This window comes from Anaeromicropila herbilytica, from assembly GCF_016591975.1.
Lineage (GTDB): Bacteria > Bacillota > Clostridia > Lachnospirales > Lachnospiraceae > Anaeromicropila > Anaeromicropila herbilytica.
Genome location: NZ_AP024169.1, coordinates 4,091,249 through 4,109,144, shown reverse-complemented (window position 1 = coordinate 4,109,144; position 17,896 = coordinate 4,091,249). Strand labels below are relative to the sequence as shown.

Genomic DNA, 17,896 nt, shown 5'->3' with positions numbered 1-17,896 from the left:
GTAATTATTATGTCAAAGATCGCAAAAAAATTAACAGATTTAATTGGAAACACACCACTTTTAGAATTAAGCAACTATGAGGCTAAGAATAATCTTGAAGCTACAATCATCACTAAATTAGAATATTTTAATCCACTTGGAAGTGTAAAAGATAGAGTAGCCAATGCTATGCTTGAAACTGCAATCAAAGAAGGTAAAGTAAATAAAGATACAGTAATCATTGAGCCAACAAGCGGTAATACAGGTATTGGTTTAGCTTTTGTTGCAGCAGCGAAAGGCCTACGTCTAATCCTTACAATGCCTGATACAATGAGTGTTGAGAGAAGAACAATCGTTGCAGCTCTAGGCGCGGAAGTAGTATTAACTCCTGGTGCAGAAGGAATGAAAGGTGCAATCGCGAAAGCAGTAAGCTTAGCAGAAGAATACGGCAATTCATTTATACCTCAACAATTCGAGAATTCAGCCAATCCAGAAGTTCATAGACTTACAACAGCAGAAGAGATCTGGAGAGACACAGATGGTGAAGTTGATATCTTCGTATCTGGTGTAGGTACAGGTGGTACTGTTACTGGAACGGGTGAAGTGTTAAAGAAGAAAAATCCTAACGTTAAAGTTGTTGCAGTAGAACCAGCAGCATCACCAGTATTATCTGGTGGTAAACCAGGACCACATAAGATTCAAGGTATTGGTGCAGGATTCGTACCAGCAGTAATTAATCTTGATGTTGTAGATGAGATTATTCAAGTAGAAAATGATGATGCATTCGAAGCTTCAAGAGCGGTTGCCAAACAAGAAGGCCTATTAGTTGGAATCTCATCAGGTGCAGCAATTCATGCAGCAACAGTACTAGCAAAACGTCCAGAAAATAAAGGTAAGAAGATCGTAGTCTTATTACCAGATACAGGAGAAAGATATCTTTCAACTCCTTTATTCAAAGCAGAATAATATTGCCAGTTTCATATTCATAATTATTAATAGACGCTATTCATTAAGGTAGCAGAAAATAGCTCCGACTTGAGAAATATTCATGTCGGAGCTATTTTTAATTTATATGACATTTCTTTAAATTTCTTATAAATTAAAAAGCACTACGTGCAGGATGCACATAAGCGCGAAGGGAAGATGTCGCTGATGCGTCCACATTTGGCGCGAGAGTTTGCAATGCCGATAACTATTTCAGAAGTACCTTTTATATATGGCATAAAAATACCTAGATTGAAATTGTTGTCTTAAAGACGGTTAGGTTGAGTACCAGATTACAATTCATCCAATTATGACCTGTTCCATAACCTTGCCTGGAAATATGTACAAAACAGAAAAAGTGAATGCGCCTTTGAGCATGTATTAGAAGTTCTTATTCTCAGTTCATTTTGTGTTATATCCTAGGACAGACCTGTTTGAGCAAAGCGAGTTGTCTGTCCTAGGATATGTCTTACACAAAATAAGCTGAGAATTAGAACTTCTTATACACGCTCAATGAAGCAATCACTTTTTCTGTTTTGTACATATTTCCTAGACTACCTTAACAACAGGTCATCTTATTACAAGAATAAAAAATCCCCACCTATTCAAAAAATAATACCTTAATCGAAAAGTTATGAAAATGTATAATACAAATACCAGAGTAGATTAGGGAGGAAAATCATGAAAGCATATGAATATATTGATAAAAAAGGAACCTTTGAGATGAAATATCCAGGAAATACGAGTTACTTGTATTTCCCATCGCCAACGAAAACGGAGTGAAAAGTGTAGTTAATCCATATCTTTCAGGAGATTTTAAAACGAGTCAGAATTCCTTTTTGTTACAACCAATCAGTAGTGAAGAATTGCATGCCAATAAAGTAAGTCGTAACTTTTGGTGTAATGTAAAAGGAAAAGGAGAATGGTCAGCGACAGGCGTATCTTCTAGTCAACAAGCGAAGGTATTTACAAGGGAGGAAGAAGAGGTAACCTTAAGAGCAGGTGTGTTATGGCATTCCATCCATCGTGTATCGAAGGATATGGGACTAAGTTCAAGCATATTGTCTTTTGTTCCAATGGATCATCAGGTAGAGATCATGAAGGTGGATATTCAGAATATAAGTAACGAAGAGATTACATTTACTGCAACTGCAGCAATTCCACTATATTGTCGCTCAGCAGATAATATCAGAGATCATCGACATGTAACTTCACTATTACACCGTATCAAGACTACTGGAAATAGTATTATTGTTAACCCTACCTTAACTTTTGATGAACGAGGTCATAAAAAGAACGAACTGCTTTATTATGTATCTGGCTCGACAGGAGAAGGGGAATGTCCAAAAGGATTCTTTCCTTGCGTGGAAAAATATATTGGAGAAGGTGGTTCTTTTGAAAGACCAGAAGCAATCATCAGAGAGAAAGAGCCTGTAGGCGAAGGAATCTTCCTAGATGGATATGAAGCTATGGGTGGAATTCAATTTGAACCATGCACGTTAAAGCCGGGAGAAGAGAAGAGCTTTATCATTAGAATGGGCATTGCAACTAAGGAGAGTGTGATAGAAGAGGTGGGACTAGCATATTCCACAGTGAAAGACGTGATGAATGCTTTGGAACAGGCGAAAGAACACTGGGAGAAGAAGCAGAATGTGTATTATGAGACAGGAGATGCTGATTTTAATCAATTTATGTATTGGGTAAGTGTGCAGCCGATTCTTCGTAGAATCTATGGATGTTCCTTTTTACCACATCACGATTATGGCAAAGGAGGTAGAGGATGGAGAGATCTATGGCAGGACTGTCTAGCACTTCTTATAATGAATCCAAATGGAGTTCGTAAGATGCTAATTGATAATTTTGCTGGAGTTCGTATGGACGGAACCAATGCTACGATTATCGGTGAACAGCAAGGTGAATTCATTGCAGATCGTAATAATATCACTAGAGTCTGGATGGATCATGGAGTATGGCCACTGATTACCACGAACTTCTATATTGAACAAACAGGTGATATCGATATTCTCTTAGAGGAGAATACCTATTTCTATGATAAGCAAGTGGTTCGTGGAGAAGAGATCGATACTACATTTACCAGTGATAGAAAGCCATGTCTAATAGACAAAGAAAATCATATCTATAGGGGAAGTATATTAGAACATCTATTGGTGCAACATCTGACTGCATATTATGATGTGGGAGAACATAATCATATGCGTCTACGTGGTGCTGATTGGAATGACGCACTTGATATGGCTGATCAGAAGGGAGAGAGTGTTGCATTTACAGCAGCTTATGCAGGAAATCTAATCACTCTTGCCAAGTTGATTCAGGTGTTAGAAGACCAAAAAGGGATGAAAGAGATTAAGATAGTCAAAGAACTTGGAAGTCTACTACAGGAAGAGACACAGATATATGACGACGTTACGAAGAAAAAGGAATGTCTTCATAACTATTGTTATACATGTAAGCAAGAGGTATCAGGAGATTTTATTATATTATCGAGTGAAGCTCTAGCCAGGGACCTAACGAAAAAGGCAGAGTGGATCAAAGAACATATTAAAAAGAATGAGTGGATCACGGTAGGGAATCATTCTTGGTTTAATGGGTATTATGATAATCATGGAAGAAGAGTGGAGGGTGAATTTGAGAAAGGAAATCGCATGATGCTAACGAGCCAAGTGTTCACCATTATGTCAGATACTGCAACGAAGGAACAGGTAGAAGCAATCATAAAAGCAGCAGATGAATACTTATATGAAGAAAAAGTTGGTGGATATCGCCTAAATACGAACTTCTATGAGGTGAAGGATGACTTAGGTAGAATGTTTGGATTTGCCTATGGTCATAAGGAAAATGGAGCAGTATTCTCCCATATGGCAGTTATGTATGCCAATGCATTATATAAGAGAGGATACGCGAAGGAAGGTTACAAAGTAATTCACGCATTATACCAACAAGTCAATAATTTTGAAGTAAGTAGAATCTACCCTGGAATACCTGAATATTTTAATGAAGAAGGTAGGGGAATGTATCACTACCTTACTGGTGCAGCCAGCTGGTTGATGCTAACGGTGATTACTGAAATGTTTGGAGTAAAAGGAAGCAAGGGCAATCTAGTATTCGAACCGAAACTTCTGAAGCAACAATTTAATTCTAAGAATAATGCTTCATTAACGATGAATTTTGCGAATCGTAATCTTAGAGTTACTTATCAGAATGTGAATGAAAAAGAGTATGGAGACTATCAGATTATGAGGGTTCTGTTAAATGGTGAAGATATAATGGTTACTAGCCATAAGGGAAGAATTGATCGAAAAGTAATTGAAGGATTAGAAGCAGATAGATACCATGAGATTGTGGTTTTATTAGAATAAGTTTGAATAAGAATGAGAGTGTTGCTTTATAATTCATCGGGTAACACTCTTGCATTTTACAATCGAAAGGATAGCATTGCTACATTTAAAGTTTGAGAAGATACATCCCATCAATAATGGAAATGGAAGAACAGATCGTTGCTACTTAACCTAGAACTTATGAAAGAAGTCTTTCCTGCTATTAATGTGAAGTTTTCAGACCGAAGAAAATATTATCACTGTTTTGAAGAATATCATAAGTCAAAAGGAAATCCAATAAAGTCCCCACTGAACAAGTCCCTTAAACACCTTGCCTAAATATTACGGTATGCACCTGCGTGCCTGAATTTTGTTTTAAAGAGTATTAGAGAATCTTAATGAAAGAAGAATCATTCAATAATCAGAAGGAGTGCTGTCTGAGCGCTTTTCAGCGAGTTCGCTCCTTCTGATTATGTTCTGAGTGATTCTTTTTTCATTTAGAATCTCTTATACTTCTTTATCCCAAAATCCAGGCACGCAGGTGCATACCGTAATATTTATCAATAAACTTCCTAAGGGACTTGTTCACGTCCAAGAACTAAATAATAGACTAAGAGCTAAAACTAAAAAAATGATACCATATTAAAAAATGAGACAATGTAAGAAAAATTACAAATTATTATAATGAAACTATGAAATGGAGGGCAACGTATGTTAGACAAGAATGAACGATTTGTAATTGAGAATTATGGTAAGAAATCAACATTTTCAAGTTTCCTACCTGGAATTAGTGGCAGATACGGAATCCCAATCTGGTGCTATTATGTAAATAGAGGACAGTGTATCACAAGTTTTGGTATTGAAGATAAAGATCATGCAATTATGGAATTCTTCCCTGCGCACCAAGCATATCAGAATACCAAGAAGATTGGATTTCGTACTTTCTTAAAAAAGAATGGCAAATACATTGAGCCATTTCAGGATGAGACTAAAGCGAAAAAGATGCTAATCGGTATGAATGAGTTAGAAATCATAGAAGAAGATTCAGAGAATAACTTAGAAATCAAAGTGACTTATTTTACACTTCCAAGTGAAAGAGTTGGTGGATTGGTTCGTAAAGTAAGTGTTAAAAATACAAGCAGTAAGACAATTGCCTTCGAGATTCTAGATGGTATGCCAGCACTTGTTCCATTTGGTGTTAACATGAATTCCATGAAGGAGATGGGACAAACGTGTAAGGCATGGATGCAAGTAGAAGATGTAGAGACAAAAGTTCCATATTTTAGAGTTCGCGTTAGTATGGAGGATACGGCGGATGTATCTAAAGTATTAGGAGGTAACTTCGCAGTAGCCATATTAGAAGATGGAGAACAATTAGCTCCAATCGTAGATCCAGAAGTGGTATTTCACTATGATACAACACTTAACGTGGCAGAAGGATTCAAAGGAAAAGCGGTTGATGCATTATTAGTAGAAAAACAAGTAACTCAGAATAATCTACCTTGTTGTTTCTTTGGAAAAAGCAAAGAATTAAAGACTGATGAGACACTTACCATCTATGAGATGATCGGTCAAGTCGAAGAGAAGAGTTACCTAGATATTTTAATGCAAAAATGTAAGGATGCTTCTTACTTTCAAGCAAAACAAAAAGAAGCAATCCAATTAACCGAAGAACTATGTAAGGTAATACATACTAAGACAGGTTCCAAGATATTTGATTCCTATTCCAAGCAGACTTATCTAGATAACGTACTTCGTGGAGGATATCCGATTGTATTAGGAAAAGATAAAATCTTCTACCTATATTCTAGAAAACATGGCGATATTGAAAGAGATTATAATTATTTTAGAATGCTTCCAGAGTTTTATTCGCAAGGAAATGGTAACTTTAGAGATGTGAATCAAAATAGAAGAAGCGATGTTCTATTTTCTCCATATGTAAAGGATGCGAATATTAAGACGTTCTATAACTTAGGTCAGATTGATGGCTATAGTCCATTATCCGTTGAGAAGATATCTTATCATATCGAAGAATCGAATCGTAAGAGAGTATTAGGATACGTGAAAAAGGAATACCAAGAAACATTTGGTAAATTTCTTAATTCAAGCTTCACACCAGGACATTTGGTTATGGAAGCTAGTAAATATGAATTAAATAATTTGGATTCGATCAAAGAGTTCCTAGATATCGTCATTAATGCATCGAGTGGGGATGTAGCGGGTGAATTTGGCGAAGGATACTGGACGGATCACTGGACTTACAATCTTGATCTCATTGAAGCTTACTTAAGTATCTACCCAGATAAAGAGGAAACATTATTATTTGAAGATAATACCTATACCTACTTTGAGACTCAGGTAAAAATTCTTAAGAGAGAAGATCGTTATGTAAAGACGGAACATGGTATTCGTCAATATAAGTCATTAGATCGAACTGTGAAAAAAGGGATAACACATAAGAAGTTAAGAAGTAAATATGGAAAAGGTGATGTTGTTACCTCCAATCTTATGGAGAAATTACTTCTATTGAACACAACCAAATTTGCAACACTTGATCCATACGGTATGGGAATTGAGATGGAGAGCGGTAAACCAGGTTGGTATGATGCACTCAACGGGCTTCCAGGAATATTTGGTTCCTCTATGGCAGAGACATATGAATTAAGTAGAATGATTAAATTTACGATTAAGATGATTGAGAAGCATCATCAATCCGTTATCGTATTTACCGAAGTAGCGAAATTGATGGAAGATCTGTATCATATTGCCAAGGGATATCAAGAGTCTCTTACAACAGAAAAAGAAGTAATCAGATTCTGGGAAGAGATAAATGAAGTCAAAGAAGAATACCGTGAACAGACATTATGGGGTGTCAGCGGAGATAAGATTGCACTATCAGATTCCTATTTACTAAGTGTATTAAAATTATGGGATCAAGTGGTGGATGCAGGTATTCAAAAGGCAATGAGCTATGAAGATGGAATCTGTCCTACTTACTTTACTTATGAAGTAACCGATTATAAAGAAGTGGAAGGAAAGATCTATCCTAAGAAGTTTAAAGTACAGCCATTACCATTATTCTTAGAAGGGTCAGTAAGATACCTGAAATTAGAACATTCGAAGGAAGACAAAGTAGAATTATATCAGAACATTCGAAAGAGCGATTTATATGATAAAAAGTTATCGATGTATAAAGTAAATGCTTCTCTAAAAGACGCTTCTTACGAGATAGGACGTACCAAAGCTTTTACACCAGGCTGGTTAGAGAATGAATCCATCTGGTTACACATGGAATACAAATACTTATTGGAACTGTTAAGATCAGAACTTTATCACGAGTATTTTGATGATCTAAAGAAAGCTTGTATCCCATTCTTAGATGTGGATACCTATGGAAGAAGTCTTCTTGAAAATTCCTCCTTCTTAGCAAGCAGCGCCAATCCAAATGAAAAGATTCATGGCAAGGGCTTTGTAGCTAGATTAAGTGGATCCACTGCCGAATTTATTAACATGTGGCAATTTATGATGTTTGGTAAGAAGCCATTTACTTATGAAGATGGAGTATTAAGATTAGAATTCGAACCTGCGATACCAGATTACTTAGTAGGTGATGAGAAGACAATTGAAGCAGCCTTTTTAGGAAAAGTGCTTGTAACCTATCATCTTACAAGTAAGAAAGATGTGATTCCAGGAAAATATACAATAACTGCTATGGAGTTAAACTATCAAAATGGAGATAAAAAACATATCGACGGAAGTGTAGTTATTGGTCAAAGTACAATTGATATACGTAACGGACTTGTAGATTCGATAAGTGTTACATTGCAGAATGACTAATAATTTATGAGATATAGGGATTCAGTTGAATAGAGATATGTCATTAATATCATAGCTTCCAAAGAATATTGAACCATACGTTGATAAGCAAATATAACATATATTCACAGCACAACAGTTCTTATGACCTGTTTCAGAATTTTGCCTGGCAATTTGCACAAAACAGAAAAAGCGATTGCGCCTTTGAATATGTATTAGAAGATCTTGTTCTGGGATTATTTCGTGTTATATGCTAGAACAGATCTGTCTGAGCGAAGCGAGTTATCTGTCCTAGCATATGTTTTACACAAAATAATCTCAGAACTAGAACTTCTTATACATATTCAATGAAGCATGAGTTTTTCTGTTTTGTGCAAATTGCCTAGACTGTCTCCCAAACAGGTCATTTGTCGGGCACTCATAAAATCAATGAAACAAGCTAAGAGGAGAAATTATCATGAAGATTAGAAGAATAACAACTGACTTTAATAACAATAGATTTCTAGAAGAATCGGAACTAAAAGAGATCGATAACATCGGAGAAATGAATATTGTAAATATCTATCCTGAGATCACATATCAAGAAATCTATGGATTTGGAGGAGCTTTTACAGAATCCTCTGGATATAACATTTCTCTATTAAGTGAAAAGAAGCAAAGAGAAATCGCAGAAGCTTATTTCGGTGAGAATGGAATTAACTATACCTTATGTAGAACTCATATCAATAGTTGCGATTTTGCACTTGGTAATTATGCTTATGTAGAAGATGAAAAGGATACGAACCTCGAGACATTCAATCGAGATCGAGATAGACAATATATTCTTCCATTTATTCAGCTAGCAAAAGAAGTAAGTGAGAATGAGATTACATTTTTAGCTTCTCCATGGAGTCCACCTAGTTTCATGAAGACCAACGGTGAGATGAATCATGGTGGTAAACTAAAAGAAGAACATCAAGATACTTGGGCAAGATACATTGCTAAATATATCAAAGATTGCAAAAATGATGGTATTGATATTACTATGCTTACTGTACAGAATGAACCAGAAGCAACTCAAACATGGGATTCTTGTAGATTCAGTGCCAAAGAAGAGATGGAATTCGTTAGAGATCATCTAGGTCCTGTTCTAAAAGAAGAAGGTCTATCTCATGTTAAGATCTATGTATGGGATCATAACAAAGAGATCCTATTCGAACGAGCAAGAGATATTTTAGAAGATGAGAAAGCAAAGGAATATATCGCAGGGGTAGCCTTCCACTGGTATACAGGAGATCATTTTGAAGCAGTACAATTGGTAAAAGAACAATATCCAGACAAAGAACTATTATTTACCGAAGGCTGTGTTGAATATAGTCGTTTCATGGATTCCAATGAAGTATACAAAGCAGAAATGTATGCTCATGATATTCTTGGTAATCTCAACGCAGGGATGAACGGTTATATCGACTGGAACTTAGTATTAGATGAAAAAGGTGGACCAAATCACGTAGGTAACTTCTGCGCAGCTCCAATCATGTGTGATACAAAGCAAGATACTTTTGAAAAGAGACTTACCTTTTATTACATCGGTCAATTCAGTAAGTTCATCTTACCAGGTGCTAAAAGAATTGCTCACACAAGATATACAGATCATATAGAGGTGACTGCCTTCCTTAATCCAAATGGAGAAAAAGTTGTAGTACTTATGAATAAGAGTGAAAAAGAAGTGCCAGTAATTCTTAGCGTATGTGGTACAGGTACAGAACTAACAATAGGGGAACACAGTATTGTAACACTTGTATTAGAAGGTTAAAAAATAGAGGAGTAATGGGGGAAATCTTATGAAAAAAAATATCCGAGTATTAGCTGTACTCTTAGTAATTCTTATCTTAGCAATTAGCACAGCATGCAATAAGGATGATGCTTATCAGGCAGATGATGTAGTAGTAACCGTGGATCAATCAAAGATTCACGTAAATGAAATGATGTATCATATTATGCTCACAACACTACAAGGTCAGATGTATGCCTCCTTTTTAAATGATACAGATTTTTGGAATAAAGAGTATAAAGACGGAAAAACAATGGGTGATGTGATGAAAGAAGAAACCCTAGATAATGCGATAAAATATGAATTACTTTACCAGATGGCAATTGATAATAAATATAAACTAACGGATGATGAGGTGAAGAATTGCGAGAGTAAGGTTGAAAGCATTGTAAATAATGTTCCAAAAGAAGAAATTGCAAAGATGAATCTTACAGAAGAGGATCTTTTATGGATACAAGAAAAGATTACCCTAAGTACTAGATATTATGAAGATAACTATAAGAATAAGGGAATAGATGACGAGACTGCTTATAAAGAGATGAAAAAAGGACATGAAGTAGAAGTCAACGAAAAGATATGGAATCAGATTGATTTAGGCGAAATAAAAAAATGACACCTAAAATAAAATACGCCCATTATATCGCAAAGGTTCAGAAGTTATAATTGTTATATAAGGTAGCTGTTCGATACGGAGTAGTTTATAGGAACGGAACAGACACTTATAAAGAGAAGGGACGGAGGAATAAGACATGGCAGGTTCAGCATTAGCGCTAAATCATACGAATAACCCAAAGGAACAAAAGAAAAAGGGAAGATTTAGACGACAATTATGGAATCAGAGATATCTTCAATTGATGGTAATTCCAGGAATCATATGGATGTTCATATTTAATTATATTCCAATGGGTGGTATCATAATTGCATTTAAAAAATTTAGAATCACAAGAACAATAGCAGAAGCACCTTGGGTGGGATTAGATAATTTCAAAGATTTCTTTCAGGATAGTAATTTTAATGATATATTAGTCAATACGTTAGGAATCAGCTTATTAAAGTTAATTATTGGTTTCCCATTACCAATTATTTTTGCTCTATTATTAAATGAACTACGAGGAATCAAATTCAAGAAATTGGCACAGACGTTATCTTACCTTCCACATTTCCTTTCATGGGTAGTGCTTGGTGGAATCTTGGTAACATGGTTAAGTAAAGAAGGCGTTATTAACGATTTCTTAGTTGCAATACATATTATCAGAAAACCAATCTCCTTCTTAGGTGATCCAAAGTATTTCTGGTGGGTGTCATTAATCTCAGATAGCTGGAAAGAGCTCGGTTGGTCGGCAATCATCTATCTAGCGGCAATTGCTGGTGTAGATCAACAGATGTATGAAGCTGCTACCGTAGATGGTGCGAATAAATTTCAAAAGATTATGAAGATTACATTACCTGCTATTACAGGTACGATAGCTTTAATGCTTATATTACAAGTGTCTGGTTTACTTAACTCTAACTTTGATCAGATCTTAATCCTTAAGAATCAAATTAATGTGTCCAGGAGTCAAGTTATTGATACATATGTATACCAAGTTGGTATGACAATGGGTAAATATTCTTATGCAACTGCAGTTGGTTTATTCAAGTCGGTAATTGCATTAATTCTATTAATAATTGCAAATACCACAAGTAAAAAAGTGTTAAAGAGATCATTATATTAAATTGGTATTAGCGCCTAAATTCGCGGTATTTCGGCAGAATGGAGAGTAGAATGAGTCAAGAGAATAACAGTTTAAAAGTGAAAAGAAAAATAAAGCGTTCCAAAGGAACCGTTATATTTGATACCATTAATGTTACATTCATGGTCATAATATGTTTTCTGTGTGTATACCCCATCTGGTATGTTGTTGTAAATTCATTTAATGATGCAACAGATGCACTTCAAGGAGGAATCTATTGGTTCCCTAGAAAGTTCTCCTTAGAAAGCTATAAGGCTGTATTTCAAGATAGTAGTGTAGTCCAGGCATTTAAGGTTACAATAGGTAAGACACTTCTTGGAACAGCTTGTAACGTGTTATTTACTGCAATGATTGCTTATCCATTATCCAAATCAAGATTAATTGGTAGAAAAATCTACATGGGAATTGGTATGGTAACCATGTTCTTTGCTGGTGGGTTGATTCCAACGTTCTTATTATTTAAGCAAATGCAATTACTAAATAACTTTTTAGTTTACATAATTCCAGCTGCATTCAATTTCTTTAATTTATTAATCTTCATTAATTTCTTTAATGAGATTCCAAATGCACTAGAGGAATCCGCTAAGATTGATGGAGCCAATGATTTTACTATCTTTCGAAAGATTATTCTACCATTATCCAAACCAGTATTAGCTACAATAGCCTTATTCGCTGGAGTTGGTCAATGGAATGACTACTTTGGTGGTTTAATGTTTATGACCAATCGTACCGATTTAGAGCCAATTCAGACTTATTTATACCGTCTCATTGCTCAGGTACAATCTTCTCAGATGGCGGATAGTATTGCAGTACAGGTAACAAAAACGGATACTACATCAACAGCGATTAAGTTAGCTGCCATGGTTATCACAACAGTGCCTATATGCTGTGTTTACCCATTCCTACAAAAATACTTTGTAAAAGGAATGATGGTAGGTGCAGTTAAGGAATAAAAGTATTAAGGGAGGAAACATTATGAAAAAAATCAAAAAAATGCTTGCTGTATTATTAGTACTAGTTATGGCAATCTCTTCTGTAGCATGTGGAAAGAAATCAGATGATACAAAAGAAACAAGTTCTTCAAAAGAGGCTAGTAAAACAGATGCGAATACTCCAGGTTGGCAACAACATGCAAAAGAAAAGGTGGATTTAACATGGTATATTAACTTTTCATGGTTTACAACACCTTGGGGTGAAAATCTTGTTTCAAAAACAATTACAGAAGAAACAGGATGTAACATTAAATTTATCGTACCAGCTGGTAATGAAGCAGAAAAATTAAATTCATTAATCGCTTCTGATACATTACCTGACCTTGTAACTTTGGGATGGTATGAAGGGCAAGTGAACCAATTGATTGAAGATGAAATGGTTTATCCACTTGATGAATTAGCTAAGAAATATGATCCATATTGGTTTAAAGTAGCAGATGAAGGTCGTGTAAAATGGTTTACACAGGAAGATGGTCATATCTACGGATATCCTAACTCCTCTTTCTCACCAGCAGACTATGAAAAACATGATAACATTTCATCAAACCAAACATTCCTTGTAAGAAAAGATATCTATGAAGCAATTGGTAGCCCAGACATGACTACTCCAGAAGGATTCACAGCAGCAGTGAAAAAAGCTACTGAGATGTTCCCACAAGTAAATGGTCAACCACTTATTCCTATTGGTGCACATGAATTTGGTGCAACTGGATGTACTTCATTTGATCAATATTTATGTAACTTTTTAGCGATTCCATATGAAAAAGATGGAAAGTACTATGATAGATTTACTGATCCAGAATTAGTAAGATGGTTAAAGACATTCCGTGCATTAGGTCAAGAAGGATATCTTGCAGATGACATTTTCATCGATAAGAGAGCTCAAATGGAAGAAAAGATTGCACAAGGTCGTTACTTCTGTATGTTATACCAAAGAACTGACTTAGCAGCTCAAGAAAAAGTTCTTTATTCAAAAGATAAGAACAGTGTCTATATTGCTGTAGATGGACCTAAGAATTCAAAAGGTGATAATTATACATTACCTGGAACAGGTATCAGTGGTTGGACATTAACTATGATCTCTAAGAATTGTAAACATCCTGACCGTGCTATCCAATTATGTACTTATTTAATGAGTGAACACGGACAACACATGACTTGGTTAGGCGTTGAAGGAAAGACTTGGGATTATGATGCGAATAAGAAAGAAGTAATGCATGAGGATGTTCGAGAATTATTAAATTCAGATCGTGCAACATATGATAAACAATATGGTGCTGACTCAGCATACTGGATGTTCCAAGACAATGCAATGGCACTTAAATGGGCAGTTAAGACTCCAGAACCTTTAGGACAAATGGAAGAATGGACTTATCCATATGTAATCAGTACATCACAATATGATGTTACTTTACCAGCAGATTCTGATGAAGCAGATAGTCAGTCTAAGATTGATAATGAATGGGGTGTTGTATTACCTAAACTTCTATTAGCAAAATCAGATGCACAATTTGATAAAATCTGGAATGATTTTATGCAAAAACGTAAAGACTGGGGTATTGATAAAGTTCTAGCTAAGAAAACAGAATTAATGAACGAAGCTAAGAAAAAATTAGGTATCCAATAATATAGAATAATGTAAAAGTAGGGCAGGCTAAGCATTTATAGTAGTCTGTTCTGCTTTGTGTTATAATGGAAGAAAGTGTATACAAAAGCAAAGGGGGAGAAATTTGGGGTATATCAAAGAGTTGTTAATGAAGCGAAAGATTACACAAAAGATTACGTTTATTGTTTTTTTCTTTACCTTGTTTCCTACTATAATATTTTTTGTATTCCTCCTACATAATGTACAAAAAAATGCAGTGAATGATCAAATTGGTCAGCTAAAGACAACCATTAATCAAGATTACTCTCATCTTCAAAAGATAATTGAATTATGTAATATGTCAACTCAGGTATTCCTCAATAGTCCCAATTTACTTCGTTATCTAGAACGAGTTAAGTCAGGGGAGAAAATTAGCATAACGGACTCTATGGAATTCTATCGAGATGATATCTCAAGTCTAGAACAGCTTGTAAATGGTAATCCATATCTATATCAGATACGTGTATATGCTGATAATAAAGAGATGCAGGAGATGATGCCAATTCTATATCGGACAGAACGGTTGAGACGATTGTCTTGGGGGAAAGAAGTTATTGAAAGTGGAACTTGGCATTATGATTTTAATGATTCCCTATTTCCAAAGCATGTGCGAGCCTATGAGGAACACATTATGTCATTAACTACCTTAATACCAGATCATTCCCACGGACGTCTAGGAATTATAGAAGTTGCAATTCATATGGAGACAGCCTTTCCAAAGCTTTTTGATACCAATGAGAGATCATGGTCCTGTTTTATCGATAATATTACTAGAGAACAATATTATAATAAAAGTAAGAAGAATCGTTGGAATCCTTACGTAAGTACATTGTTATCGAAAGTAAATAATAAAAGTAAGAAAGATCAGATTATAGTGACTAAGATAGCAGGTGAGGAGGTTATAATTGCTTCAAAGACCATTAATGAACTAGATGGTAGATTAGTGAAAGTAGTATCTTTAAAAAAGATAATCCATAATGTAAATGTCTTTCGTAATCTAGCTTGCTTACTATTAATTATCACATTAGAATTACTAATTATAGTCATAAATATTATTGTTAAAACTGGCTCAAAGAGGTTCTATGATGTTCTAAAGACCTTACATATCGTACAAAATGGTAATCTAGATGTGGAGGTGCCTTATTGTGGAACCGATGAGATAGGGGAATTATCGGAGCAGATTAACATAATGCTTAAGAAAATAAAGCAATTAGTGAAAGATAATATAGATCGAGAAGTTCTAGTTAAGAATTCTGAGATTCGTGCCCTGCAGAATCAGATAAATGCTCATTTTATCTATAATGTATTAGAATCTGTCAAGATGATGGCGGAAGTTAATGAACAATATGACATATCAGATGCCATAACCTCATTAGGAAAGATGCTTCGCTACAGTATGAAGGGTCTCTCAAAGAATGTTACAGTTGAGCAAGAGATCGATTATATTAAAGATTATATCAATCTTATGAATCTTCGATTCGACTATGAGATCTATCTGTCACTTAATATACCGGAGGAACTATGGCAGGAAGAGATTCCAAAGATGTCTCTTCAACCAATTGTTGAAAATGCAATCAGTCATGGAATTGAACAACTTGCAGAAGATACCAATATCTATATAAAAGGGATTGTGAAAAAAGAGGAGTTTATCATCGAAGTAACCGATCAAGGAAAAGGAATGACTGATGAGGAACTTGGTCTGCTTCACCGAAGGATAGAAGAGGATATAGAAACAAGCGGAGGTTCAGGGAATGGCATTGGTCTAAAAAATGTTCAAGATAGAATAAGAATTCATTTTGGCGAACAGTATGGTATTGACATATCCTCCATGTTAGGATGTTATACCAAAGTATCAATAAGAATTCCACGTAATAGAAGAGTGTAAGGAGTTGGGGAAAGATGAACACACTATTAATTGTTGAAGATGAGAAGATGATTCGACAAGGAATTAAGACAATAGCACTGCGGTCAGAAGTACCAATCAACAATGTGATTGAATGCAAAAACGGACAAGAGGCTTTAGAAATTATTGAGAATCAGAACGTTGATGTTATGATTACAGATATTCGAATGCCTAAAATGGATGGAATTACTTTAGTTAAGGAAATGCAAAAGTTTAACCATGTACCCTTAACAGTTGTAGTGAGTGGTTATGATGATTTCTCTTATGCAGTAGAACTACTTCGATATGGGGTAAAGGAGTATATTCTGAAACCTGTGGAGAGAACGCAAATTAACAATATATTGTTGAAATTAGAACAGGAAATACAAGAGGGCAAAGAGAGAACGCATAGAATCTTGAATATTGGATATCAGCAGTTAAAATATTTAATGTTAAATAAAGAAATCACTAGTACAGAGACAGAGATTATTCTGAAACATTTTAATAACTTGTTCTTTGAAGGGGATTATCAGGTATGCTGTACCAATTATGATAAAGATAGCTTTGGAGATATTGATGGGATTACCTATCTTAAAGATGTGGATAAACAGGGAATCTTTATCGTGGAAAATAAGAAAATGCGTGAACTTCTAAATGAGGAACTATGCAATTACTATGTAGGAGTAAGCAGTAGCCACAAGGGGCTTGGGGAATTGAAAGAAGCCTATCTTGAAGCTCTATATGCTAGAAAGATGGCGTTTATTAATGAGGAACATCAGGTATCTTACCAATCTTTGAATCTGAATAATAAGTTTACCCTAGAAGATGATACTCTAGATAGGAAAGATAACAATGCAAATAATAAATTGGATGAAAAGATAATCGATCAAATCGTTCAGATGCTTGGAACATCGAAAATAGACGAAGTATTAAAAATGATGGATCATATTCATTATAAATTACAAACAGATGAGGTATGTCCAGATTCTTTTTATGAAAATATGAATATGCTAATTGACAAAGTAATTAGTACCTATAAGAAGGCAATTGAACTAAGTGAAAAGGAATCCATTACTTATAAAGGAATCTATACCTTTGCATCAGCGAAGGAATTCTGCGAAGGAATGAAAGAGTGGTTTGTGAATCTGAATAAAAGACTTATTGTGGAATTTGACGATTACCATAATAAATTAAAGATTCAGCAAGCTGTGCTTTACATCAATTCGAATTTTAATAGTGACTTAAACATGGCAGTGGTATCCAATTACATATCCATGAATTATTCGTTATTTTCTTATGCATTTAAGCAATATACAGGATGTAATTTTGTGAATTACCTAAAAAATATCCGTATTGCAGAAGCAAAGAAACTACTAGAAACTACAGAGATGCGAATCTCGGAGATTGGCATGAATATCGGTTATGAAAATGATAAACACTTTATGAAGATCTTCAAAAGTATCTGCGGTGTGTCACCAACCGAATATAGAAAGAATACCTTGATTGGAAAAAGTTTATCGAACTAAATGCTTTCATTGGTGCAAAATCAAGAGGTGACCAATATATGACCTGTTCGGGATGTAGTCTAGGCAATTTTCACAAAACAGAAAAACTCATGCTTCATTGAGTATGTATAAGAAGTTCTAGTTCTCAGAGCATTTTGTGTAAAACATATGCTAGGACAGATAACTCACTTCGCTCAGACAGATCTGTCCTA

Annotated in this window: 11 protein-coding genes; all 11 read left to right on the top strand. The window is 35.0% G+C overall.

Annotated features, from left to right (window positions below; all coding sequences use genetic code 11):
• Positions 1-9 precede the first annotated feature (9 nt).
• The 11 genes from cysK (at position 10) to bsdtb5_RS17510 (ending at position 17,705) form a co-directional block, all read left to right on the top strand.
• Positions 10-945, top strand: a complete 936-nt coding sequence (gene cysK, locus bsdtb5_RS17560) for a cysteine synthase A (RefSeq protein WP_271713267.1) — start codon at positions 10-12, stop codon at positions 943-945.
• 797 nt (positions 946-1,742) lie between these two features.
• Positions 1,743-4,340, top strand: a complete 2,598-nt coding sequence (locus bsdtb5_RS17555; RefSeq protein ID WP_330611734.1) for a GH36-type glycosyl hydrolase domain-containing protein — start codon at positions 1,743-1,745, stop codon at positions 4,338-4,340.
• Between the two features lie 49 nt (positions 4,341-4,389).
• The gene (locus bsdtb5_RS21990) at positions 4,390-4,494 is read left to right on the top strand and encodes a Fic family protein (RefSeq protein ID WP_408628608.1); all 105 of its coding nucleotides are present in this window, start codon (positions 4,390-4,392) and stop codon (positions 4,492-4,494) included.
• 515 nt (positions 4,495-5,009) lie between these two features.
• Positions 5,010-8,135 (top strand): hypothetical protein, encoded by a 3,126-nt coding sequence (locus tag bsdtb5_RS17545; RefSeq protein ID WP_271713266.1) that lies wholly within the window; start codon positions 5,010-5,012, stop codon positions 8,133-8,135.
• Positions 8,136-8,571: 436 nt separating this feature from the next.
• Positions 8,572-9,909, top strand: a complete 1,338-nt coding sequence (locus bsdtb5_RS17540) for a glycoside hydrolase family 30 protein (protein WP_271713265.1) — start codon at positions 8,572-8,574, stop codon at positions 9,907-9,909.
• 28 nt (positions 9,910-9,937) lie between these two features.
• Entirely contained in the window at positions 9,938-10,540 is a 603-nt protein-coding gene (locus bsdtb5_RS17535; protein WP_271713264.1) for a hypothetical protein, read from the top strand.
• 136 nt (positions 10,541-10,676) lie between these two features.
• Positions 10,677-11,642: an ABC transporter permease gene (locus tag bsdtb5_RS17530; RefSeq protein WP_271713263.1), complete on the top strand. Its 966-nt coding sequence runs from the start codon at positions 10,677-10,679 to the stop codon at positions 11,640-11,642.
• A gap of 50 nt (positions 11,643-11,692) precedes the next feature.
• The gene (locus tag bsdtb5_RS17525; protein WP_271713262.1) at positions 11,693-12,613 is read left to right on the top strand and encodes a carbohydrate ABC transporter permease; all 921 of its coding nucleotides are present in this window, start codon (positions 11,693-11,695) and stop codon (positions 12,611-12,613) included.
• Positions 12,614-12,635: 22 nt separating this feature from the next.
• Positions 12,636-14,279 carry a type 2 periplasmic-binding domain-containing protein gene (locus bsdtb5_RS17520; protein WP_271713261.1) on the top strand — a complete coding sequence of 548 codons (1,644 nt, stop codon included), beginning with the start codon at positions 12,636-12,638 and terminating at the stop codon, positions 14,277-14,279.
• Between the two features lie 103 nt (positions 14,280-14,382).
• Positions 14,383-16,182, top strand: coding sequence for a sensor histidine kinase (locus bsdtb5_RS17515; protein WP_271713260.1), 1,800 nt, complete (start codon positions 14,383-14,385; stop codon positions 16,180-16,182).
• A gap of 14 nt (positions 16,183-16,196) precedes the next feature.
• Entirely contained in the window at positions 16,197-17,705 is a 1,509-nt protein-coding gene (locus bsdtb5_RS17510) for a response regulator transcription factor (RefSeq protein WP_271713259.1), read from the top strand.
• Positions 17,706-17,896 lie beyond the last annotated feature (191 nt).